Source organism: Azospirillum sp. TSH58 (assembly GCF_003119115.1).
Lineage (GTDB): Bacteria > Pseudomonadota > Alphaproteobacteria > Azospirillales > Azospirillaceae > Azospirillum.
The window spans coordinates 2,170,546-2,192,089 of sequence record NZ_CP022364.1; the positions used below are offsets into that span (position 1 = coordinate 2,170,546).

Sequence of the window (21,544 nt, forward strand, 5' to 3'; positions counted from 1 at the left end):
CCTTATTGCTTCTGCATGTTGGCCACGGCGGAGACCGGTACGATGGCGATGCCACGGTCGGCCAGCCCGGTGAGCCACAGGTTGATCCGTTCGATGGTGCTGGGGTAGGGCGCGCCGATGCCCACGGCGGCCCCGTTGGCCTTGGCGATGGCCTCCAGCTCGGCGAGCTGGTCGTCGATGGCGCCGCGCGACAGGTCGCGGTCGATCACCCGGTCGGCGAAGGCCCGCGGCACGCCCGCCTGACCCGCCAGGGTGCCGGCGACGCTGCGCGGGTTGGCGCGGGCGTCGAGCACCATCAGGCCGCGCGCCTTCATAGCCGCGATGACCGGGTTCACCGCGTCGGGGTTGGCGGTGAACTTGCTGCCCGTGGTGCTGGTGATGCCGACATAGCCGACCGCCTTGCCCAGCGACCATTCCAGCCGCTCCATGTTGCGCTCCGGCGGCAGCATGGTCAGCAGGGCGTTGGGGCCGGGATCGTTGCGCGGGTAGTCCTGCGGCTCCATGGGGACGGAGAGCATCACCTCGTGCCCCTTGCCGCGGGCGCGCTCGACCCAGTTGTCCAGCCGCTCGGCGTAGGGGACGAAGGCCAGGGTGATCGTCGGCGGCAGCTTCTGCAGGGCGTTGCCGGTGGTCACGCCGGAGATGCCCATCTCGGCCAGCACGATGGCGATGCGCGGGCGCCGGTCGGCGGCGGGAAAGGGGCGGGCGTAGACCTGCCAGGGCTTGCGCCCGTCCTCGGCGATGCGCGGCAGCGGGCCGTTGCGTGAATCCTCGACCAGTCCGGGGACCGGTGCCGGCGTCAGGGTGACCGGCTCGTTCATGGCGACGGCCACGGCGGGCGGCGGGGGAGCCGCGGCGGCGGGCGGCGGAGCCGTCGCCGGTGTGATGGCCGGAGCAGCGGCCGGAGGAGCCGGCTGGACGGGAACGGCCGCTGCCGCTGCGGGGGGTGCCACCGGCGGTGTCGGCGCCTGCGCGCCCTTCACCGGCACCTCGACGCTGGGAATGGCGGCCCGCCACGCCTCGGTGGTGTGCTCAGCGTTCATCGCCAGCCAGCCGGCCAGCCCGCCCAGCCCGAGGGCCAGCGCGGCGTAGGCGCCGAGCAGCCTCTTGGCGAGCGGCGAGAGGGGGCGGCGCTCCTTGCGGACGCGCGGAGCGTCGTCCGAATCGCCGCCGGCCTTCCGGCGCCGGAGGCGCGCCAGCAGGCCGGGTCCGGAACGTTCCCGTTTCGCGGGCTTCAGGCGGCCCAGCAGGGCGGCAGCGTTCACGGACCCGTCACTCCCCTCAGTGCGCGCGGGCCTGGAACAGGGCGACGCCCCGCAGCAGGTCGAGCGCGCGGGCCAGCTGGTAGTCGAAGGGCGGCTGGTTGGGCGCGCCCTCGCCATTCTCCGCGGACGGCGCCGCCGGGGCGTTGCCGTTGGCGGGGGCCGGCGTTGCACCCGGCGTTGCAGGGGCTGCACCCGGTGCAGCGCCCGGAGCCGGAGCGTTGCTGGCGCCCGGCGCCGGGGCCGGCTGGGTGGTGGCCGGGCGGGGGGCGTCCGGGTTGCGCAGCGCGCCGCGCAGGTCGCTCTCGCGACGGCGGATCAGACCCTGGTCGGTCTCCTCGACGCGGGCCGGGTGCACCTCGATGTCCGGGGTGATGCCCAGCGCCTGGATCGACTTGCCCGACGGCGTGTAGTAGCGCGCCGTGGTCAGGCGCATGGCGCCGTGGCCGGGCAGCGGGATGATCGTCTGGACCGAGCCCTTGCCGAAGGACTGGGTGCCGAGGACGAGCGCCCGCTTGTGGTCCTGCAGCGCGCCGGCGACGATCTCCGACGCCGAGGCCGAACCGCCGTTGATCAGCACCACCACCGGCAGGCCCTTGGCGAGGTCGCCGGGCTTGGCGTTGTAGCGCGTGCCCTCCTCGGCCTTGCGGCCGCGGGTGGAGACGATCTCGCCCTTCTCCAGGAAGGTGTCGGAGACCGAGACCGCCTGGTCGAGCAGGCCGCCGGGGTTGTTGCGCAGGTCGAGGACGTAGCCCTTCAGCTTGTCGCCGAGCTGCTGCTGGATGGAGGCGATGGCCTTCTCCAGCCCCTGCTGCGTCTGCTCGTTGAAGCTGGTGACGCGGACGTAGCCGATGTCGCCCTCGGTGCGGTAGCGGACCGACTGCACCTTGATGACGGCGCGGGTCAGCGTGACCTCGAACGGCTCGCCGGCCTCGCCGCGGCGCACGGTGACCTTGATGTCGCTGCCCACCGGGCCGCGCATCTTCTCCACCGCCTCGTTCAGCGACAGGCCCATCACGGCCTCGCCGTTGAGCTGGATGATCAGGTCGCCCGGCTGCAGACCGGCGCGGAAGGCCGGCGTCTCGTCGATGGGCGAGACGACCTTGATCAGGCCGTTCTCCATCGTCACCTCGATGCCCAGCCCGCCGAACTCGCCGCGGGTCTGAACCTGCATGTCCTGGAAGCTCTTGCGGTTCAGATAACTGGAATGCGGGTCGAGCGAGGTGAGCATTCCGTTGATGGCGGATTCGATGAGCTGCTCGTCCGTCGTCGACTCGACATATTCGGCGCGCACGCGCTCGAACACGTCGCCGAACAGGTTGAGCTGGCGGTAGGTCTCGGAACTGTTGCCGGTGCTGTTCACCTGCGCGGTGACGGTGGCGACGCCGGCCCCCAGAAACACCAGGGCCGCGGCGGTGGCGGCACGCTTGACTATCCTCATCTACCCTTGTCCTTTCCCCTCCGGGGCGCCGAAACCGCGCTGTGGATTGATCGGCTGTCCGTGACGTCGAAGCTCGAAGTAAAGATCGGGTGACCCGTCGGCGGGCATCAGGCCGATGGGTTCCCCCGTGGCCACGCGCCGTCCGACGGCCGTGTCGATGCGGCCAAATCCAGCGATGAGACTATGATATCCGTGGCTGTGTTCCACGATCAAGATTTGGCCATAGCCGCGGAACGGCCCGGCGAAGACGATCGTCCCGGCCTGCGGTGACACCACCGTCGAACCGGCGCGGGCCTGGATGGTGACACCCCGGCTGGTCGCGCCATAGCGGTCGGCCTCGCCGTAGCGGACGGTCACCCGCCCACCCACCGGCAGGCGTTCCCCGGCGGGCGCGCTGGGCGCGGCGCGGGCGGTTTCCGTCTCGGCCCTGGCCCGCTGCTCCGCGAGCTTCTGTTCAGCGGCGCGCTGCTCCGCCGCCCTCTGTTCCGCCAGCTTCTGCTCGGCTTGTCTCTGCTCCGCGGCCCGCTGCTCGGCGAGCCGGCGTTCGGCTTCCCGGCGCTCCGCCTCCAGCCGTTCGGCCTCGCGCTTGGCCGCCGCCGCCGCCGCCGCGGCGCGGCGTTCGGCCTCGATGCGGTCCATCAGCTGGCGCAGGTCGGCGGCCTGACCGGTCAGCCGGGCGGTGCGCTGGGCGACCTGCTGGCGCTCCTCCTCGGTCTGGCGCGACAGCTCCTCGCGCCGGGCGACGAGCTGGCCGATCTCCTTCTGGCGGTCGATCAGGGTGAGGCGGGCGGCGTAGGTGCGGCTGCGCTGGGCCTGCAGCGTCTCGCGCGTCTCGGCCAGCCGGGTCAGCGCCTGGGCCAGCGCGTCGGCACGGGCGCGCAGGGCCGGAACCGTGTCGCGCAGCAGCAGGGCGGAGCGCAGCGTGTCCACCGGCCCGTCCGGGCGGGCCAGCGCCGCTTCCGGCGGGATGCGGGCGACGCGCTGCAGGGCGGCGAGCAGGGCGGCGATCTGCTGCCGCTCGCCTTCCAGCTTCTCGGCCTGATTGCGCTCCTGCGTCTCCAGCGCGGTCAGGGACTCTTCGAGATGGGCGAGTTCGTCCTCCTGCGCCCGTTCCTGGTCGGCCAGACCGACCAGCCGCTCGCGCAGTTCGTCCAGCTCCTTCTGGAGCGTCTGGGACTGGCGGTCGAGCTGCCGTTGCAGGGCCTTGTCGGACTGGAGGTCCTGCTCCACCCGCTTCAGCGTCTGGCCGGGGGACTCGGTCTGCGCCGCGGCGGTGGCGGAGATGGCGAGAAGGGTGGCGGTCAGCAGGGCCGGCCGCCAGGGAAACGCCCGTCTCCCCCCCGCGCCTTGCGGACGGGAGACGGGGAGGGGGAGCAGAGCAACACCCGCCGGATGATCGCGCCCTGCGCCCATGCCCTGTTCCGCCTTATTCCGCGGCGGCCCGCGCGCTGGCGCGGTCGATCAGGCTCTTGCCGGTCATCTCCGCCGGCTGCGGCAGCTTCATCAGGTCGAGCAGCGTCGGGGCGATGTCGGCCAGACGCCCGCTGCGGATCGCGGACACCCCGGCGGGGCCGTTCACCAGCACCAGCGGCACCTTGTCCAGCGTGTGGGCGGTGTGCGGGCCGTTGGTCTGCGGGTCCTTCATCAGCTCGCAATTGCCGTGGTCGGCGGTGACCAGCATCACGCCGCCCTGGGCGCGCACGGCGGCCTCCAGCCGGCCCAGGCTGACATCCACCGCCTCCACCGCCTTGATGGCGGCGGACATGATGCCGCTGTGGCCGACCATGTCGGGGTTGGCGTAGTTGATGACCACCAGATCGTACTTCCCGCTGTCCACCGCGGCGACGACCTTGTCGGTCACCTCGGCGGCGGACATCTCCGGCTGGAGGTCGTAGGTCGCGACCTTCGGCGACGGCACCAGGATGCGGTCCTCGCCCGGATACACGCGCTCCTCGCCACCGTTGAAGAAGAAAGTGACGTGCGGGTACTTTTCCGTCTCGGCGATGCGCAACTGGGTCAATCCGGCCTCGCTGACCACTTCGCCCAGCACCTTGGTCAAGGATTTCGGCGGAAAGATGGTCGTCATCAGCTTGGCGAGCGTGGACGAATACTCGACCATGCCGACCGCGGCGGCGAGCTTCGGCACGGCGGCGCGCTCGAACCCGTCGAAGGCCGGGTCGACGAAGGCGGCCAGGATCTCGCGGGCGCGGTCGGCGCGGAAGTTCGCCATCAGGATGGCGTCGCCGTCCTTCATGCCGGTGTAGCCGTCGATGACGGTCGGCAGGATGAACTCGTCGTGGGTGCCGGCGGCGTAGCTCTGCTCGATGGCCTGGATCGGGTCGGCGGCCTTCTCGCCCTCGGCGCTCACCAGCGTGGCGTAGGCCTTGGCGACGCGGTCCCAGCGCTTGTCGCGGTCCATGGCGTAGTAGCGCCCGCTGACCGTGGCGACGTTGACGCCGGGCAGGGCGTGCACGTCGGCCATGAACTCGGCCATCTGGTCCTTGGCGCTCTGCGGCGGCACGTCGCGGCCGTCGGTGAAGGCGTGGATCTCGACCGGGACGCCCTCATGGGCCAGCACGCCGGCCAGCGCCGCGATGTGGTCCTGGTGCGAATGCACGCCGCCCGGCGACAGCAGGCCCAGGATGTGGCAGCGCCCGCCCGAGGCCAGCAGCGTCTTGGCGAGGTCGTTCAGCGCGGCGTTGCGCTCCAGCTCGCCCTCGACGATGGCGTGGTCGATCATCACCAGATCCTGGCGGACGACGCGGCCGGCGCCCAGGTTCATGTGCCCGACCTCGGAGTTGCCCATCTGGCCCTTGGGCAGCCCGACCTCCTCCTCGCTGGCCTCCAGGAAGGCGCGCGGCTCCGACGACCACAGGCGGTCCCAGTTGGGCGTGTTGCCCTGCGCGATGGCGTTGTCCTCGCGCTCCTCGCGGTAGCCCCAGCCATCCAGGATGCACAGCACTACGGGTCGGGGACGATTGGTCTCGGTCATCACGCTCCTCATACGCCTGTCACGGTCGGGTTGCGGGTCTCTCGGTCGAACTGTCTGACGTCGGTGTTCTTAAAGCCGTGTTCTTATGGCCGCGTTCTTCTGGCCACGTTCTTCTGGCCACGTTCTTCTGGACTGGGGCCGGATCAGAAAATGGCACGCCTGCGCACGCGCACAATGGGAGTCATGCACGGTGATAGGGGTGTCCGGCCAGAATTTGCTGGGCACGGTAGATTTGCTCCGCCAACATGCCTCGCACCAGCATATGCGGCCATGTCATGGCGCCCAAGGCCAAAAGAAAATCGGCGCGCGCCCGCACGGCGTCGCCGTGGCCGTCCGCCCCGCCGATCAGAAAGGCGATGTCGCCCGCCCCCTGGTCCCGCCAGCCGCCGAGCTTGGCGGCGAAGGCCTCGCTGGTGATGGTCTTGCCGCGCTCGTCCAGCGCCACCACGATGGCCCCGGTGGGGATGGCGGCCAACAGCAGCTCCGCCTCCTGCCGCTTCAACTCGTCGGAGGCGAGGCGTTTCTTGACCTCGACCTCGCGCAGCGTCAGCGGCCAGGACAGCCGGCCGGCATACTCGTCATAGAGATCGCGCGCCGGACCGGTCCGTGACCGCCCAACCGCGGCAAGCCACAGACGCATCGGTCCGACTCCCGTTCCTCACCCGTCCAGACTGCTCGACCGTCAGGCGCTCATGCGCTCGGCGGAGGGCCGCGGCGTCTCCAGACCCCACATCTTCTCGATGTTGTAGAAGGTCCGGACTTCCGGGCGGAACAGGTGGATGATGACGTCCCCGGCGTCGACCAGAACCCAGTCGCACTGGTTCAGGCCCTCGACCTCGACGCCGCGCAGGCCGGCCTGCTTCATGCGGTCGGCCAGCTTCATGGCCATGGCGGCGATGTGCCGGGTGTTGCGGCCCGACGCCACGATCATGTAGTCGGCGATGCTGGTCTTGCCGGCAAGGTCGATGACGACGACGTCTTCGGCCTGATCGTCGTCCAGGGACTTCTCGACGAGCGCCTTCAGTTCGTCCGGCTGGGGAACGGGAACGGGCGCGGGCCGCACAACGGGCGCGGCCGGTTCGATGAACGTGTTGATGGTACCTACCTCGCGATACAGGGTCACGATCCGCTGGCGCGTGCCCGGCGGATCGCCGTTGCCGAAGCCGGATGCAGCGGGTTGCGGAGGAAAATCCAGGCCGGTGTTTTCGAACCGGCCACCCCCTTGGCCTTGTGCATGCTGACCCGGCGACGGGCATAGCGCTGAGCGGCTATGCCACCAAGCGCTCCCATAGAATAAGTTGGACGGGCGAGAACTGCAACCGGCACCAGCCGGAAGATGCGCGTCCAGTGCCGCCAACGGGGGATTTGCCGAAGATTGTCCGCCCCCATCAGCCAGACGAAGCGCGTTTTCGGGAAGCGAAGCGTCAGCTTGGCCAGCGTGTCGGCGGTGTAGCGGGTGCCAAGCTCCCGCTCGATGGCGGTGATCCGGATGGCCGGATGACGGGCGGTGCGCCGGGCCTCCTCCAGCCGCTCGGCGAGTGGCGCCATGCCCCGCACGGGCTTCAGCGGGTTCTGCGGGCTGACCAGCCACCACACCTGATCCAGCCCCAGCGCCTTCAACGCGTACAGGCTGATGTGCCGGTGCCCGGCGTGGGCCGGGTTGAAGGACCCGCCGAGCAGCCCGACGCGCAGGCCGGCGTGGAGCGGGCCGGCGTAGCGGTGGGGGGGTGGTTTCACGGTGCCCCCACCGCCGGCAACGATGCCCCCACCCTAACCCTCCCCCGCTGGGCGGGGGAGGGAGCAAGCTCCTCCCCCTGCGAAGTGGGGGGAGGGTGGGAGGGGGGCTCGTGGATGGAGGTGTTACGGCCGCGTCTGGCCATCGCCGCGCACGACATACTTGTAGCTGGTCAGCTGCTCCGCCCCGACCGGGCCGCGGGCGTGGAACTTGTCGGTGGAGATGCCGATCTCCGCGCCCATGCCGAACTCGCCGCCGTCGGCGAACTGGGTGCTGGCGTTCCACAGCACGATGCCGCTGTCGATGCGCTGCAGGAAGCGCTCCGCCGCCGCCGGGTCCTCGGTCACGATGGCGTCGGTGTGGTGGGAGCCGTGGCGGTTGATGTGGTCGATGGCCCCGTCCACCCCGTCCACCACGCCGCAGGCGATGATGGCGTCGAGATACTCGGTGTCCCAGTCCTCCGGCGCCACCGCCGTCACGCGCGGGTCGGCGGCCTGGGCGGCGGCGTCGCCGCGGACGGCGCAGCCGGCGTCCAGCAGGTCCTTCACCAGAACCGGCAGGACGGCGTCGGCGATCCTGCGGTCGACCAGCAGCGTCTCGGCGGCGCCGCAGATCGAAGTGCGGCGCATCTTGGCGTTCATCACCACCTTGCGCGCCTTCTCCGGGTCGGCCCCGGCGTCGACATAGACGGTGTTGTTGCCGTCCAGATGCTTGATGACCGGGATGCGGCTCTCCTCGGCGATGCGCTGGATCAGCGACTTGCCGCCGCGCGGGACGATCACGTCGATGAAGTCGCGCATCGTCAGCATGTGGCCGACCGCCGCCCGGTCCGTGGTGGGGACGAGCTGGATCGCCGCTTCCGGCAGACCGGCGGCGCGCAGGCCGTCGGCCAGACAGGCGGCGATGGCGCGGGACGAGCGGATGCTCTCCGACCCGCCGCGCAGGATCGCCGCGTTGCCCGACTTCAGGCAGAGGCCGCCGGCGTCGGCGGTGACGTTGGGGCGGCTCTCGTAGATGATGCCGATCACGCCCAGCGGCACGCGCACGCGCTGGATGACCAGCCCGTTGGGGCGGGTCCATTCGGCGATGACGCCGCCGATGGGGTCGGGGAAGTCGGCGATGTCCTCCAGCCCCTTGGCCATCGCCTCGATGCGGGCATCGTTGAGGGCGAGGCGTTCGATCATGGGACCGGCGAGGCCGCGCTCCCGGGCGGCGGCGACGTCGGCGTCGTTGGCCGCCTGGATCTCCGCCTTGCGGGCGCGGATCGCGGCGGCCGCCGCCCGCAAGGCCTGATCCTTCGACGGGCTTGGCACGGTCGCCAGCTCCGCCGCGGCGGCGCGGGCGGCGCGGCCGAGGGCGAGCATCTGATCGTGCAAGGCGTCGGTGGTCTCAAGCAGGGCGGACATCGGTCTCACTCCAGTGGCGTTCGCCAGTCAAAAAGGCCGGAAACAAAAAAAGGGCCGGAACCATAGCCCATCCCGCGCTTCCGCGAAAGCCATGGCGGCTAAGCCGAAATGCTGAGTGGAATACTCAACAATCCGTCTGGGCCGCGGATTGTTGCGCGGGTAGCGTTCCGTCATGCGACATCGGTGAGGGAGCCTTCCATGAACGGGCTGGTCCGCCGCGGCACGGCCGTGGCCGTCGTGGTGCTGTGGCTGGGCGGAGGGGCCTTGGCCGAAACGCCGCCGGAATCGCCGCTGGAGCGGGGGCGCGCCCTGGTCAACGGGATCGTCGCCTGCGGCAACTGCCACACCCCGCAGGGGCCGAACGGTCCGGTCGCGGGGCGGGAACTGGCCGGCGGGACGCCCTTCGTGGAGGAGCCCTTCACCGCCTACGCCTCCAACATCACGCCGGACCCGGAGACGGGGATCGGGCGCTGGACCGACGAGCAGCTGATCGCGGCGATCCGCGAGGGCCGGCGCCCCGACGGCAGCCTGATCGGCCCGCCGATGCCCTTCGGCTTCTACCGCGGCCTGTCGGACGGCGACCTGCGCGCCATCGTCGCCTATCTGCGCAGCGTTCCGCCGGTGCGGCATTCTGTCCCGAAGTCGGAGTACCGCATGGCGCTGCCCGCCGCCTACGGCCCGCCGGTCGGGACGGTGGCGGAGGTGCCGCGTACGGACCCGGTGGCGTACGGCGCGTACATGGCCGGGCCGCTTGGCCATTGCATGGAATGCCACACGCCCATGCTGCCGGACGGGCGGCTCGACATGACCCGCGCGGGGGCCGGCGGGCGGAACTTCACCGGGCCGTGGGGCAACGCCGTGTCCCGCAACATCACGCAGGACAAGGAACATGGGCTGGGCGGCTGGACCGACGCGGAGATCGGCCGGGCCATCACCGAGGGTGTACGTCCCGACGGCAGCCGGCTGAGCCCGCCCATGGGCTACCACTACTACAAGTCCATGAGCGACGGCGAGTTGGGCGCCCTGGTCGCCTACCTCCGTACGCTTCCCCCGACCCGCTAGACCCCACCGGCCGTGCGTGAAATACCGCACCGCCGAAAACGCAGTACCGTAAGCCTTGCCGAGAGGGCATAGTCCGCGGGCTTTTTCCCACCCGCCGGACCGTGGCCCCATGCTGACCCTGCTGCTGATCGTCTCCGCCTTCTTTGCGGGCGTGCTCAACGCCGTGGCCGGTGGCGGCAGCTTCCTGACCTTCCCGGCGCTGATCATGGCCGGCGTGCCGCCGCTGAACGCCAACGCGACCAGCACGGTGGCGGTGTCGCCGGGCGCGCTGGCCAGCGCCTACGGCTACCGGCGGGAGTTGGGGCGGATCAAGGAGGTCAGCCTGCCGGCCTTCCTCGGCGTCAGCCTGGTCGGCGGGCTGCTGGGCGCGCTGCTTCTGCTGTGGACGCCGCAGCGCGTGTTCGAGGAGATCATCCCCTGGCTGCTGCTGTTCGCGACGGTTCTGTTCGCCTTCGGCCCGAAGGTGTCGGCCTACATCCGCCGCAACTTCAAGGTCGGCCACAGCACCGTGCTGATCGTGCAGTTCTTCATCGCCATCTACGGCGGCTATTTCGGCGGAGGGATCGGCATCCTGATCCTGGCGACGCTGGGCGTCTTCGGCCTGACCGACCTGCACGCGATGAACGGGCTGAAGGCTCTGGTCTCCGGTTGCCTGAACGCGGTCGCGGTGGTGGCCTTCGTGTTCGGCGGTGCGGTCTATTGGAACGAGGCGCTGATCATGATGGTGGCCGCCGTGGCCGGCGGCTACGCCGGGGCCGCGGTCGCCCGCCACATCCCGCCGCCGATCCTGCGCAAGTTCGTGATCCTGGTGGGCGTGGCGATGACGGTCTATTTCTTCGTCGCGAAGGGCTGAGGGGGCGGCGGCGGTCAGTCCGCCGCCATGCGCTCCGCAAGGCCGCACAGGCCGTCCCAGTCCAGCGCCGCCGGGTCCGACACCACATGGTCGGCGGCGTCGAACAGCAGGTCGGCGTGCTGCGGCCAGGCGATGGTCAGCATGCCGGCGGCCTTGGCGGCGCGGGCGCCGGTCGGGCTGTCCTCGATCACCGCGCAGGCCGCGGGCGGCACGCCGAGGCGGGCGGCGGCGGTCAGGTAGGGCTCGGGGTCCGGCTTGCCCTTGCCCACGTCGTCGCGGCTGAGCCCGAACAGGAAATGCGGGCTGCCCATATGGCGCAGGTTGGCCTCCACCACGCGGCGCCCGCTGTTCGACACGCAGGCCTGCAGCAGCCCCCGCTCCGCGAAGGCGTCGACCAGCGCCAGGGCGCCGGCCCGCGCCTCCACCTCGGCGATGCGCTCCAGATAGAGGTCGGTGATGGCGTCCGCCCATTCCCGGAAGGTCAGCGCCATGGGCCGGGCGGCGTGCAGCCGGGCGTACAGCTCCGGGAAGGCGACGCCCAGCGTCGCCGCGTAGTCCGTGTCGGACATGACATGGCCGTGCAGCCGGCAGACCGCGATGGTGGCGCGCTGGTGCCAGGGCTCGCTGTCCAGAAGCGTGCCGTCGATGTCCCACAGGATGGCCTGAAGGGGCGGGCGGGCCAGGATCGAACGGTTCACCGGGCCGCTCACCGCACCACCAGATCGTCGCGGTGGATCATCTCGTCGCGGCCCCGGTAGCCCAGGATCTCCTCGATCTCGTGGCTCTTGCGGCCGGCGATGCGGCGGGCGTCCTCGGCGGCGTAGGCGGTCAGGCCGCGCGCCACCTCGCGCCCGTCCGGCGCCTTCACCACCACCACGTCGCCGCGCTCGAAGTCGCCCTCGACGGCGCGCACCCCGGCGGGCAGCAGGCTGGCCCCCCGGGCGAGCGCCGACAGCGCGCCGGCGTCCACGGTCAGCGCGCCGTGGGCGTTCAGGTTGCCGCCGATCCAGGCCTTGCGGGCGGAGGAGGGGGAGGCGGCGGGCAGGAACCAGGTGCAGAGCGCGCCGCCCTGCTCGGGCCGCTGTTCGAGCGCGGCCAGCGGGTTCATGCGCTTGCCCTTGGCGATGACCATGCGGCAGCCGGCAGCCAGCGCAACGCGCGCCGCGACGATCTTGGTCACCATGCCGCCGGAGCTGTAGCCGGGCGGCGGCTCGCCGGCCATGTTCTCGATGTCGGAGGTCAGTTCCTGGACGACCGGGATGTGCCGGGCGTCGGGGTCCTTGCGCGGGTCGGCGGTGTAGAGGCCGTCGATGTCCGACAGCAGGACCAGCGTGTCGGCGCTGATCATCTGGGCGACGCGGGCGGCCAGACGGTCGTTGTCGCCGAAGCGGATCTCCGCGGTGGCGACCGTGTCGTTCTCGTTGATGACGGGGACGGCGCCGAGCTTCAGCAGCGTGTCGATGGTGGCGCGGCCGTTGAGGTGGCGGCGGCGCTCCTCGGTGTCCTCCAGCGTCACCAGCACCTGGGCGACGGTCAGGCCGTGGCGGGCCAGCGTCTCCTGATAGGCGGCGGCGAGCCGGATCTGGCCGGTGGCGGCGGCGGCCTGCTTCTCCTCAAGGCGCAGGGCGCGCCCGACGAGGCCGAGATGCTCGCGCCCGCAGGCGACGGCGCCGGAGGTGACGATGACCACCTCCTGCCCGCGCTTGCGGCAGGCGGCCACGTCGTCGGCCAGCGCGTCCAGCCACTCGCGGCGCATCCGGCCGGTGGCGCTGTCGACGAGCAGGGCGGAGCCGATCTTGACGACCAGCCGCCGCGCGTCGAGCAGGGTGGGGAGCAGGGAGGGAGCCTCAGCCTTTGGCGTTGTCGTCGCCGTTGCCGCTGTGTTCGGTGTCGTCACCGTCATCGTCGCCTTCATCGTCCCAGTCGTCTCCGTCCGAGTCGTCCCCGGCCGCGTCCTCATCCGAGTCGTCTTCGGGGAGATCGTCGTACTCGCCCGTCTCCTCGTTCCAGCCCGCATACTCGTCGTCCATCTTCTGGCCGACCGGGGGCCGGGGGATGGAGCGCGTGACTGGAGCCTGGATGACGTCGGGCTCCTCTTCCTTGGACTGTTTGATGAGCGTGAGCAAGCGGTAAAGCACCGCCTGGACGCCCTGGCCGGTGGCGCCGGACAGGACCATCACCTCGGCGCCCGACGCCGCCTCCAGCGCGGCCTTCTTCTCCGCGATCTCCTCGTCGAGCAGGGCGTCGGCCTTGTTCAGGCCGATGATCTCCAGCTTGTCGGCGAGGTTGCCGCCATAGGCGACCAGCTCGTTGCGGATGGTGGTGTAGGACTGGACCACGTCCTCCGCCGTGCCGTCGATCAGGTGGAGCAGCACGCGGGTGCGCTCCACATGGCCGAGGAAGCGGTCGCCCAGCCCGTGCCCCTCGTGCGCGCCCTCGATCAGGCCGGGGATGTCGGCGATGACGAACTCCTCGTCACCCGCGCGGACGACGCCCAGATTGGGGGCCAGCGTGGTGAAGGGGTAGTCGGCGATCTTCGGCTTCGCCGCCGTGGTGGCGGCCAGGAAGGTGGACTTGCCGGCGTTGGGCAGGCCGAGCAGGCCGGTGTCGGCGATCAGTTTCAGCCGCAGCCAGACCCAGCGTTCCTCGCCCGGCCAGCCGGGGTGCGACTTGCGCGGGGCGCGGTTGGTCGGGGTCTTGTAATGGGCGTTGCCGAAGCCGCCGTCGCCGCCCTTCAGGATGACGACGCGCTGGCCGGGCTCCGTCAGGTCGAGCAGCACGGTCTCCTGATCCTCGTCCAGGATCTGGGTGCCGACCGGCACGCGCAGGACCACGTCCTCGCCCCTGGCGCCGTTGCGGTTGGCGCCCATGCCGTGGTTGCCGCGCTGCGCCTTGAAATGCTGCTTGTAGCGGTAGTCGATCAGCGTGTTGAGGCCGTTCACGACCTCGATCACGACGTCGCCGCCGCGGCCGCCGTTGCCGCCGTCCGGTCCGCCATACTCGATGAACTTCTCGCGGCGGAAGGCTATGGCGCCGGGGCCGCCGTCGCCGCTTTTCAGATACACCTTGGCTTGATCGAGGAACTTCATCGGGGACCGTGCCGGCCAATCTACCGTTTGCGCACCGTCCTCCAACCGTGGGAAGGGGGCGGTGACCACACCATCGACAAAAGATGGCAACAAAAGAAAATCGGGGGCCGGTTGCCCGAACCCCCGATCATCCCAACACACCGTACGGGCCGGACGAGATTACTCGGCCGCGACCGCCGGGACCTCGACCGCCTCGATGGCGACGTAGGTGCGCCCCTGGGCGCTGCGCTTGAAGGCCACCACGCCGTCCGACTTGGCGAACAGGGTGTGGTCCTTGCCGATGCCGACGTTCTCACCGGGGTGGAACTTCGTGCCGCGCTGGCGGACGATGATGTTGCCGGCGACGACGTTCTCGCCACCGAAACGCTTCACGCCGAGGCGGCGGCCAGCGGAATCGCGACCGTTGCGCGAGGAGCCGCCTGCTTTTTTATGGGCCATGGGGAGTTACTCCTGTGACTGGTCGGCGGCCGTTCAGGCGGCGCCGTTGATCCCGGTGATGCGCAGGACGGTCAGGTCCTGGCGGTGGCCGTTCTTACGGCGGTAGTTCTGGCGGCGCTTCTTCTTGAAGACGATGATCTTCGGACCGCGATCCTGGGCGACGATCTCGGCGGTCACAGCAGCGCCGGCAACCGTCGGGGTGCCAAGGGTGGTGCTGCCGCCGTCGCTGACCATCAGCACGTCGTTGAGCGTGATGGAAGCGCCGGCCTCGGCCTCGAGCTTCTCAACGCGGATCACGTCGCCATTGGCGACCTTGTACTGCTTGCCGCCGGTGCGGATCACTGCAAACATCGTCGTCACTGCCTATCTCAAAACAAACGGAAGGGCCGCTCGCCCACCGTTTGAGGTGCAAGCCCGTTCGTGAGAGCGGGGATTTAACCGATGGGCCACCGGGAGTCAACAGGCATGGTGGCATTTTCCCGTTCATTTTCTTGCAAACAAGGGCTTGCATCCCCCCAGGCTTTTGGGTAGGTTCCGCGCCACCCCGGAAACGGGGCAGCGGATGGGTGGCAGAGCGGTTGAATGCACCGCACTCGAAATGCGGCATACCCGCAAGGGTATCGGGAGTTCGAATCTCCCCCCATCCGCCACTCTCATTCGAGCGAACGCTCAGAAAGAAGCCTTCCCAGCCGGGAAGGCTTTTTTCGTTTCCGGCCTCGTCTGTTCCTCAGGCGTCCTTGAGCATCGCCAGCGCCGCCTCGAACAGCGCGCTGCCCGGTTCGGCGAAGCGGTCGACCACGCTGAAATGGTCGGCGCCCGGCTCCACGATCTCCCGCACCGCGTTGCCCTGCGCCGCCCAGGCCAGGGCGTAGTCGGCCTGCTGGCGGTGCATCGCGTCGGTCTCAAGGCCGCCCAGCGCCGGCATCAGCAGCGGGGCGGGGGCCGGAACGGCGTGGATCGGGCTCAGCCGCCGCGCCGAGTCGGGATCGAGCCGCAGCTGCTCGTTCACCTCGAAGCCGAGCATCGGTTCCAGGTCGTAGAGGCCGCTGATCGGAATGCCGCCGGCGACGCGGTCGCGGTTCTCCGACACCAGCTTGGCCGTCAGGTGGCCGCCCGCCGAATGGCCCGACACCACCACCCGCCGCGGATCGCCGCCGAAGCCCGCCGCGTTGGCGATCACCCAGTCCAGACCGGCCTGGGCGTGGCCGCACAGCTCGTCCATCGTCACGTCCGGGCACAGGCCGTAGCCGAGCAGGACCACCGCCACCCCGCGCTCCACATAGGGCGCGGCGATGAAGGAATGCAGGTCCTTCGACAGGGCCCGCCAGTAGCCGCCGTGGATGAAGACCAGCACCGGCGCCCCCTCCCCGGCGGGGAAGACGTCGGCGCGCTGGCGCGGGTGCGGGCCGGTGGGGACGTCGTATCGCCCGCCGAGCCGGGCGCGCACCGCCTCGCTCTCCGCCTGCCAGCGGGCGAAATAGGCCGGGTGCTCCGGCACCAGCTTGCGGAAATTGTACTGGCGGTCGATCTCGGCGGCGGTCATGCCGCTGTACAGGGCTTCAGACGCCAAGATAGCGCTCCTTCAGGGTGGGGTCGGCGAGCAGGGCGGCGGAACTGCCGGACCACACCAGCCGCCCCTTCTCGATGACGTGATGGCGGTCGGCCAGGGCGGCGAGGGCGTGCACGTTCTTGTCCACCACCAGGATCGCCTGCCCCTCGCCCTTCAGGCGGGCGAGGCAGTCCCAGATCTCCTGGCGGACCAGCGGGGCCAGCCCCTCCGTCGCCTCGTCGAGGATCAGCAGCTTCGGGTTGGTCATCAGGGCGCGCCCGACGGCGAGCATCTGCTGCTCCCCGCCCGACAGGTTGCGGGCGAGGTTGCCAGCGCGCTCGGCCAGCCGGGGGAACAGGGCGTGGACCCGCTCCACCGTCCAGGGGTCGGAGCGCCCGAAGCGGTTGGCTGCGGTGGCGATCAGGTTCTCGCGCACGGTCAGGGTGGGGAAGACCTGCCGCCCCTCCGGCACCAGGGCGATGCCGGCCCGCGCGATGCGGTGCGGCGGCCGGCCGGCGATCTCCGCCCCCTCGAACGTGATCGAGCCGCCGGTCGGCGCCACGAGGCCCATGATGGCCTTGATGGTCGTGGTCTTGCCCATGCCGTTGCGGCCCATCAGGGTCACCGCCTCGCCGGCGTCGACGGACAGCTCCATGCCGAACAGCGCCTGGCTGGAGCCGTAGGCGGCGGTCAGGTTGGCGACGCGCAGCATCAGGCGACCTCCAGCTCGTCGCCCAGATAGGCCTCGCGCACCGCCGGGTCGTTGCGGATCTGCGCCGGGGTGCCGCTGGCGAGGTCCTTGCCGCGCACCAGCACGGTGATGCGGTCGGCCAGCGCGAAGACGGCGTCCATGTCGTGCTCCACCAGCAGGATGGTCACGCCGCCCTTCAGCTCCCGCAGAAGCTCGACCATGCGGGCGGAGTCCTCCGGCCCCATGCCGGCCATCGGCTCGTCGAGCAGGAGCAGCCGCGGCCCGGTCGCCAGGGCCATCGCCAGTTCGAGCTGCCGCTTCTCGCCGTGGGCCAGCGCGTCGGCGCGGGTGTCGGCCCGCGCGCCCAGCCCGACCCGCTCCAGAACCGCGCGGGCCGGGTCGGCCAGCCGGCGGTCGCGCCCGGCGTCGCGCCAGAAGCGGAAGCTGTGCCCGGCGTGGGCCTGCACCGCCAGCGCCACGTTGTCGAGCGCGGTGAAGCTGGGGAAGATCGAGGTGATCTGGAAGCTGCGCGCCAGCCCGCGCTGCGCCCGCCTGTGCACGGGCAGGCGGGTCACGTCGCGCCCGTCGAACAGGATGGTCCCGGAATCGGGCGTCAGCTCCCCCGAGAGCTGGCCGATCAGGGTGGTCTTGCCCGCTCCGTTCGGGCCGATCAGGGCGTGCAGCTCCCCCTCCGCGACGGAGAGCGAGAGGCCGTCGGTGGCGGCCAGACCGCCGAAGCGCTTGACCAGCGACTCGGTGCTCAGCAAAGGGGGGCTCACGGGCGCCTCCCGGCGACGACGCCCCACAGGCCCTTGCGGGCGTACAGCACCAGAAGGATCAGCACCGGCCCCAGCACGATCTTCCAATGCTCGCCCAGCCCGGCGTGGGCGAGGTCCATCAGCTCCGGCACGAACTCCTCCAGCAGCAGCAGCGCGGCGGCGCCCAGCACCGGGCCGATCAGCGTGCCGATGCCGCCCAGCACGACCATCACGATCAGGTCGCCCGAGCGGCTCCAATGCAGATACTGCGGCCCGACGAACATGGTGGCGTTGGCGAGCAGCGCCCCGGCCAGCCCGGCCAGCGCCCCGGCGATGACGAAGGCGGCGAGCTTGTAGCGGGTGACCGGGTAGCCGAGGGCGGCCATGCGCCGCTCGTTGTCCTTGGCGCCGCGGATCACCCGGCCGAAGCGGGAGTTGACCAGCCGCCAGCCCAGCGCCAGCGCCGCCACCAGAAGCCCCAGCACCACGTAATAGAAGGTGGTGTGGTCGGCGATGTTCAGCGGGGCGGGCAGGGTGGAGCGGCTCCACAGCGCGATGCCGTCGTCCCCGCCATAGGCCTTCAGCCCGGTCATCAGGTAGAACAGCATCTGGGCGAAGGCCAGCGTGATCATGATGAAGGGCACGCCGCTGGTGCGCAGCGAGATCGCCCCCACCGGCAGCGCCGCCAGCGCCCCGGCCAGCATGGCCAGCGGCCAGACGATCAGCCCGTTCACCGTGCCGGGAAGGCCGAACAGCGTCGATCCGTCCGACTGGTGGGCGAACAGGATGCCGACGACGTAGCCGCCGATCCCGACGAAGGCGGCGTGGCCGAAGCTGACCATCCCGCCGAAGCCCAGGATCAGGTCGAGGCTGACCGCCGCCAGGGCGAAGACCAGGATGCGGGTCGCCAGCCGCACGTAGAAGGGTTCCCCCATCCAGTCGGCGACGGTGGGAAGCGCCAGCGCGACGGCCAGCAGGATCAGCAGGGCGATGCGGGGGCGGGTGAGCAGGGCGGTTCGGGGCGCGGTCGGGGGCATGGAGGGCCGGAACAGAGGGGCGGTCAACCAATCGCCAGGCCAATCGGCAGGCCAATCGGTAGGCCCGTCTTTTCGCACAGATGGGCGGGCTTGAACACAAAAGGTCGCGCCGGCCCGCTCATCCCCGCCCACTCACCCCGCCCTCTCACCCCCAGGGCGTGTCGTGGTGGTGGCGCCGCCGCGACCGCTGGAGGAGCTGGCGTTCGGTGCAGCGCTTCATGTGCTCCGGCACCTCCGAATCCTCGCCGATGATGGGGCCGCTCAGATAGGCGGCGCCCGCGGTCTCCGCCGCCTCCAGCTCCACCGGGGTGCGCACGCCGTCCACATAGGCGAACATGCCGAACTTGCGCGGCCCGGGGCAGAAGGCCTGCAGCCGCTCCAGGATGTGCAGCTCGTCCTCCCGCCCGTCCAGCCGCAGTCCGACCCCCTTGACGCCGGCGGTGGCGTAGACCGACAGGTCGCCCGCGTCCTCGTGCAGGATGACCATGGCGGCGCGGGCGAAGGGGCGCAGCATCGCCACGATCTCCGCCAGCCGGCCATAGGGAACGCCGGCCGGCAGCCCGTCCAGCTCGAAGGCCAGGAAGGGCATCAGCACGCGCGGGATCATCCGGCAGGCCTGGATGTATTCCCGCCGCCGCCGGCTGGAGGCCAGCGTGCCGAAATGGACGGGGATGGTCTGGGCGTAGCGGAATTTGTTGGCGTACAGCTCGTTGTAGGTGCTGACCGCGAGGCTCAGGGTCTCCATGTCCAGATCGAAGACGGCCTCCTCGCGCTCCGGATCGAAGGTGTCCATGCAGTTCAGGGTGCGGGCGGTGTCGGCGTCGGTGCGGCAGCAGTAGGTCGACACCACCTTGTGCTTCACGTCGAAGACCGGACGGAACAGCACCTTGGGGCGGAGCGGCGGCGTGTTGGCGTCCGCCGGCATCTCGGTCCAGTGCGGGCGCCGCGCCTCCGCCGCCGGGATCGCGCCGTCCGCCGGCAGGGGGGGCGCGGTCGTGGCGCTCTCCGGCTTGTGGACGGCGTCCTTGAGCAGGTCGGCCAGCCGCGCGGTGTCCAGGGCGACCCCGCCGCCGACATCGACCACCGCGGTCTTGACGGTGATGCGCTGCGTGTCGGCGTGGCCCAACAGCGCCTGATGCAGGCTTTCCATCACCTTGCTGCAGGTCAGCTGCGCCGATTTCCGGTCGGCCTGGGCGAAGACGATGATGTAGTGGTTCTCGCCGTAGCGGAACCAGACGTCGCGCGGCGACAGCACCTTCTTGAGCATGCGCTCGGTGTAGACATGGACCCGCTCGTTCACGCTTCCCCAGCGGTCGCCCAGCTCCTGCCGGATCTCGTCGAGGCCGATCAGGTGCACGGACCCCGCGGTGACCGTCTGGCCGTGCGCCAGGATCTGCCGGGCGCGCTCCTTGAAGGACTCGTCGATCGATTGGGTGGGGGACGGGGCCAGCGACGAGGCGGGGCCGTCGTCCTGTTCCGGCGGGGCGTCGTCGGGACCGGAGGGGTGGTGTGAAACCATGGCCGAGCTTCCCTTTCCGGTTGTGGGGAGCGCGAACCCAAAGGCAGGGCAGCCGCCTGGAATGGGTGCGAACATGTTTGGATCGACTGCAGAAACAGCATGATCCTTTCGCACTTGCTAATGCGTTAACAGGGCCGTCCTGCCGGCGCTTTCTGACGTTCTATGCGGAAAGGGGCGTGTCTTCGCCGGGCTTGGCTATGCCGATCCGCGGCGTGCCTTCACCCTGGCCCGCAAGAGCATCTGCCGTTCGGTGCAGCGCCGCATGTGTTCCGGAAACTCGGAATCCTTGCCGACCACGGCCCCGCCGACATAGGCCGCCCCGGCCTCGATCGCGGCCTGGAACTGCTCGACGTTCCGGATGCCGTCCAGATAGGCGAACAGGCCGTGCTTGCGCGGGACGGGGCAGAAGGCGTTGATCTTGTCGATGCAGCGCTGATCGCCGTCCCGGAAGTCCATGGACAGCCCGACACCCTTGACGCCGGCTCTGGCGTAGGTGCCGATGTCGGTGTTCTCCTCGCGCAGGATGACGATGGTGGCGCGCCCGAAGGGGCGGAGCAGGGTGACCAACTCGGCCAGCCGGCCGTTGGGAATGCCCTGCGGCAGCCCTTCCAGCTCGAAGGCCAGGAAGGGGATCAGACAGGCGGGGATCATCCGGCAGGATTGGAGATACTCCCGCCGCCGCCGCGCCGAGGCGAGGGTTTCGAAATGCACAGGGATGGTCTGGGCGTAGCGGAAATTCTTCCTGTACAGCTCATCGTAGGTGCGGACGGCGTGGCACAGGGCCTCCATGTCGTATTCGAAGATGGCCTCCTCCTGCAGGAATTCGGCCATGATGATCTGGTTGATGTGCCGGCAGGTCAGGAGGTCCGGGCGGCAGGTGTAGGTGGAGATCACCTTGTGGCGCACGTCGTAGACCGGGCGGAAGAGCACCTTGGGCGGCGGCGGCGGCTCGTCGTTGCCGAGCGCGAAGGCCGACAGCGAGGGGCGCCGGCGCTCCTCGGACTGCGGCCGGCCGGCCGGCTCTTTCGACTGGCTGGCGGCGTTGAGCAACTCGTCCAGCCGCGCGCTGCCGACCGCGATGCTGCCGTCGATCTCCACCAGCGCGGTCTTGACGACGATCTGGCTGGTGTCGCTGTGCCCCAGCAGGGACTGGTGCAGGGATTCGACGATCTTTCCGCAGATGAGCTGCGCCGCCTGGATGTCCGCATGGGCGAACACGATGATGAACTGGGAATCGCCGTGCCGGAACCACACGTCCTGGGGGGACAGCATCTTTTCGAGCAGGCGGTCGGTGTAGACGTGGACCCGCTCCTTCACCCGCTCCCAGCGGTCGCCGAGATGATCCCGGATGTCCTCCAGCCCGATCAGATGCACCGCCCCGGCGGTGATGACCCGGCCGCTGAAGAGGGTTTCCTTGGCCCGCTCCCGGAAGGCCGCGTCGTTCAGGTGGCAGGAGGATTGGCAATCCGCCGCTTTGGCGGCGCCGGTGCAGTGACAGGCCAGGTCGGTGCAGAGCGAGTCCGCGTGTTCGTCCTGGACGCTGGGCGGCGGTTGGACTGCGTTCACGGCAATGTCTCCCTCGCAACCGGCGGACGTCGCGGTGCCGGTTCTATGCCTGCCTTCTGAATGTTCGTTTCACGAACAAGAATGCTTCAGGGGGAATTTCCGAAGCGTTAACAGCCTGAGGTTTTTTCGATCGGGCCGTGGGCCGG

Annotated in this window: 21 protein-coding genes and 1 tRNA gene; 3 read left to right on the top strand and 19 right to left on the bottom strand. The window is 70.2% G+C overall.

Going from position 1 to position 21,544, the window contains the following annotated elements; all coding sequences use genetic code 11:
* Positions 1-2 precede the first annotated feature (2 nt).
* From TSH58p_RS13805 to TSH58p_RS13840, 8 genes are all read right to left on the bottom strand, one after another.
* On the bottom strand, positions 3-1,265 hold the full coding sequence (locus TSH58p_RS13805; protein WP_109070477.1) for a divergent polysaccharide deacetylase family protein: 1,263 nt from the start codon (positions 1,263-1,265) through the stop codon (positions 3-5).
* 16 nt (positions 1,266-1,281) lie between these two features.
* On the bottom strand, positions 1,282-2,703 hold the full coding sequence (locus TSH58p_RS13810) for a S41 family peptidase (RefSeq protein ID WP_109070476.1): 1,422 nt from the start codon (positions 2,701-2,703) through the stop codon (positions 1,282-1,284).
* Positions 2,704-4,116, bottom strand: a complete 1,413-nt coding sequence (locus TSH58p_RS13815) for a murein hydrolase activator EnvC (RefSeq protein ID WP_109070475.1) — start codon at positions 4,114-4,116, stop codon at positions 2,704-2,706. It lies immediately after the preceding gene.
* 13 nt (positions 4,117-4,129) lie between these two features.
* Positions 4,130-5,695 carry a 2,3-bisphosphoglycerate-independent phosphoglycerate mutase gene (gene gpmI, locus TSH58p_RS13820; protein ID WP_109070474.1) on the bottom strand — a complete coding sequence of 522 codons (1,566 nt, stop codon included), beginning with the start codon at positions 5,693-5,695 and terminating at the stop codon, positions 4,130-4,132.
* Between the two features lie 181 nt (positions 5,696-5,876).
* Positions 5,877-6,335, bottom strand: a complete 459-nt coding sequence (gene rlmH / locus TSH58p_RS13825) for a 23S rRNA (pseudouridine(1915)-N(3))-methyltransferase RlmH (RefSeq protein WP_109070473.1) — start codon at positions 6,333-6,335, stop codon at positions 5,877-5,879.
* Positions 6,336-6,377: 42 nt separating this feature from the next.
* On the bottom strand, positions 6,378-6,818 hold the full coding sequence (gene rsfS / locus TSH58p_RS13830; RefSeq protein ID WP_014239450.1) for a ribosome silencing factor: 441 nt from the start codon (positions 6,816-6,818) through the stop codon (positions 6,378-6,380).
* Positions 6,815-7,432: a nicotinate-nucleotide adenylyltransferase gene (locus tag TSH58p_RS13835; RefSeq protein WP_109070472.1), complete on the bottom strand. Its 618-nt coding sequence runs from the start codon at positions 7,430-7,432 to the stop codon at positions 6,815-6,817. The genes rsfS and TSH58p_RS13835 overlap by 4 nt, the downstream gene beginning before the upstream one ends.
* A 123-nt stretch (positions 7,433-7,555) precedes the next feature.
* Entirely contained in the window at positions 7,556-8,836 is a 1,281-nt protein-coding gene (locus TSH58p_RS13840; protein ID WP_109072299.1) for a glutamate-5-semialdehyde dehydrogenase, read from the bottom strand.
* Positions 8,837-9,034: 198 nt separating this feature from the next.
* Here TSH58p_RS13840 and TSH58p_RS13845 point away from each other — a divergent pair, with 198 nt between their 5' ends.
* Both TSH58p_RS13845 and TSH58p_RS13850 read left to right on the top strand, forming a co-directional pair.
* The gene (locus TSH58p_RS13845; RefSeq protein WP_109072298.1) at positions 9,035-9,898 is read left to right on the top strand and encodes a c-type cytochrome; all 864 of its coding nucleotides are present in this window, start codon (positions 9,035-9,037) and stop codon (positions 9,896-9,898) included.
* A gap of 109 nt (positions 9,899-10,007) precedes the next feature.
* Positions 10,008-10,751 carry a sulfite exporter TauE/SafE family protein gene (locus tag TSH58p_RS13850; protein WP_109072297.1) on the top strand — a complete coding sequence of 248 codons (744 nt, stop codon included), beginning with the start codon at positions 10,008-10,010 and terminating at the stop codon, positions 10,749-10,751.
* Between the two features lie 14 nt (positions 10,752-10,765).
* On the opposite strand, the gene TSH58p_RS13855 is transcribed toward TSH58p_RS13850, so the two are convergent.
* The 5 genes from TSH58p_RS13855 to rplU all read right to left on the bottom strand — a co-directional run bounded on the left by TSH58p_RS13855 (position 10,766) and on the right by rplU (position 14,629).
* On the bottom strand, positions 10,766-11,449 hold the full coding sequence (locus TSH58p_RS13855; protein ID WP_109072301.1) for an HAD family phosphatase: 684 nt from the start codon (positions 11,447-11,449) through the stop codon (positions 10,766-10,768).
* Between the two features lie 8 nt (positions 11,450-11,457).
* Positions 11,458-12,654, bottom strand: coding sequence for a glutamate 5-kinase (gene proB / locus TSH58p_RS13860; RefSeq protein ID WP_247895503.1), 1,197 nt, complete (start codon positions 12,652-12,654; stop codon positions 11,458-11,460).
* Complete coding sequence (obgE, locus tag TSH58p_RS13865; RefSeq protein WP_109072296.1) at positions 12,599-13,840, bottom strand: GTPase ObgE; 1,242 nt, start codon at positions 13,838-13,840, stop codon at positions 12,599-12,601. Before obgE ends, proB begins: the two co-directional genes overlap by 56 nt.
* A gap of 159 nt (positions 13,841-13,999) precedes the next feature.
* On the bottom strand, positions 14,000-14,278 hold the full coding sequence (gene rpmA, locus TSH58p_RS13870; protein ID WP_109072295.1) for a 50S ribosomal protein L27: 279 nt from the start codon (positions 14,276-14,278) through the stop codon (positions 14,000-14,002).
* A gap of 33 nt (positions 14,279-14,311) precedes the next feature.
* The gene (rplU, locus tag TSH58p_RS13875; RefSeq protein WP_014239459.1) at positions 14,312-14,629 is read right to left on the bottom strand and encodes a 50S ribosomal protein L21; all 318 of its coding nucleotides are present in this window, start codon (positions 14,627-14,629) and stop codon (positions 14,312-14,314) included.
* A 209-nt stretch (positions 14,630-14,838) separates the two neighbouring features.
* Here rplU and TSH58p_RS13880 point away from each other — a divergent pair.
* Positions 14,839-14,928, top strand: a tRNA-Ser gene (locus TSH58p_RS13880).
* A gap of 77 nt (positions 14,929-15,005) precedes the next feature.
* Here the strand turns inward: TSH58p_RS13880 and TSH58p_RS13885 are convergent.
* The 6 genes from TSH58p_RS13885 to TSH58p_RS13910 all read right to left on the bottom strand — a co-directional run bounded on the left by TSH58p_RS13885 (position 15,006) and on the right by TSH58p_RS13910 (position 21,398).
* On the bottom strand, positions 15,006-15,848 hold the full coding sequence (locus TSH58p_RS13885) for an alpha/beta hydrolase (RefSeq protein ID WP_146205959.1): 843 nt from the start codon (positions 15,846-15,848) through the stop codon (positions 15,006-15,008).
* Positions 15,838-16,539 (bottom strand): ABC transporter ATP-binding protein, encoded by a 702-nt coding sequence (locus TSH58p_RS13890; RefSeq protein ID WP_109072293.1) that lies wholly within the window; start codon positions 16,537-16,539, stop codon positions 15,838-15,840. The genes TSH58p_RS13885 and TSH58p_RS13890 overlap by 11 nt, the downstream gene beginning before the upstream one ends.
* Positions 16,539-17,297 carry an ABC transporter ATP-binding protein gene (locus TSH58p_RS13895; RefSeq protein WP_247874270.1) on the bottom strand — a complete coding sequence of 253 codons (759 nt, stop codon included), beginning with the start codon at positions 17,295-17,297 and terminating at the stop codon, positions 16,539-16,541. The genes TSH58p_RS13890 and TSH58p_RS13895 overlap by 1 nt, the downstream gene beginning before the upstream one ends.
* Positions 17,294-18,340, bottom strand: coding sequence for a branched-chain amino acid ABC transporter permease (locus TSH58p_RS13900; RefSeq protein ID WP_256380049.1), 1,047 nt, complete (start codon positions 18,338-18,340; stop codon positions 17,294-17,296). The genes TSH58p_RS13895 and TSH58p_RS13900 overlap by 4 nt, the downstream gene beginning before the upstream one ends.
* A gap of 118 nt (positions 18,341-18,458) precedes the next feature.
* Entirely contained in the window at positions 18,459-19,832 is a 1,374-nt protein-coding gene (locus TSH58p_RS13905) for a diguanylate cyclase (RefSeq protein WP_109072290.1), read from the bottom strand.
* Positions 19,833-20,027: 195 nt separating this feature from the next.
* Positions 20,028-21,398: a hypothetical protein gene (locus tag TSH58p_RS13910; protein WP_109072289.1), complete on the bottom strand. Its 1,371-nt coding sequence runs from the start codon at positions 21,396-21,398 to the stop codon at positions 20,028-20,030.
* Positions 21,399-21,544 lie beyond the last annotated feature (146 nt).

Coding starts and splice junctions, on each gene's coding strand:
- TSH58p_RS13810 (WP_109070476.1), bottom strand. CDS start 2,703: ATGAGGATAGTCAAGCGTGCCGCCACCGCCGCGGCCCTGGTGTTTCTG.
- TSH58p_RS13815 (WP_109070475.1), bottom strand. CDS start 4,116: ATGGGCGCAGGGCGCGATCATCCGGCGGGTGTTGCTCTGCTCCCCCTC.
- gpmI (WP_109070474.1), bottom strand. CDS start 5,695: ATGACCGAGACCAATCGTCCCCGACCCGTAGTGCTGTGCATCCTGGAT.
- rlmH (WP_109070473.1), bottom strand. CDS start 6,335: ATGCGTCTGTGGCTTGCCGCGGTTGGGCGGTCACGGACCGGTCCGGCG.
- TSH58p_RS13840 (WP_109072299.1), bottom strand. CDS start 8,836: ATGTCCGCCCTGCTTGAGACCACCGACGCCTTGCACGATCAGATGCTC.
- TSH58p_RS13845 (WP_109072298.1), top strand. CDS start 9,035: ATGAACGGGCTGGTCCGCCGCGGCACGGCCGTGGCCGTCGTGGTGCTG.
- TSH58p_RS13850 (WP_109072297.1), top strand. CDS start 10,008: ATGCTGACCCTGCTGCTGATCGTCTCCGCCTTCTTTGCGGGCGTGCTC.
- proB (WP_247895503.1), bottom strand. CDS start 12,654: ATGACGGTGACGACACCGAACACAGCGGCAACGGCGACGACAACGCCA.
- obgE (WP_109072296.1), bottom strand. CDS start 13,840: ATGAAGTTCCTCGATCAAGCCAAGGTGTATCTGAAAAGCGGCGACGGC.
- rpmA (WP_109072295.1), bottom strand. CDS start 14,278: ATGGCCCATAAAAAAGCAGGCGGCTCCTCGCGCAACGGTCGCGATTCC.
- rplU (WP_014239459.1), bottom strand. CDS start 14,629: ATGTTTGCAGTGATCCGCACCGGCGGCAAGCAGTACAAGGTCGCCAAT.
- TSH58p_RS13890 (WP_109072293.1), bottom strand. CDS start 16,539: ATGCTGCGCGTCGCCAACCTGACCGCCGCCTACGGCTCCAGCCAGGCG.
- TSH58p_RS13905 (WP_109072290.1), bottom strand. CDS start 19,832: ATGGTTTCACACCACCCCTCCGGTCCCGACGACGCCCCGCCGGAACAG.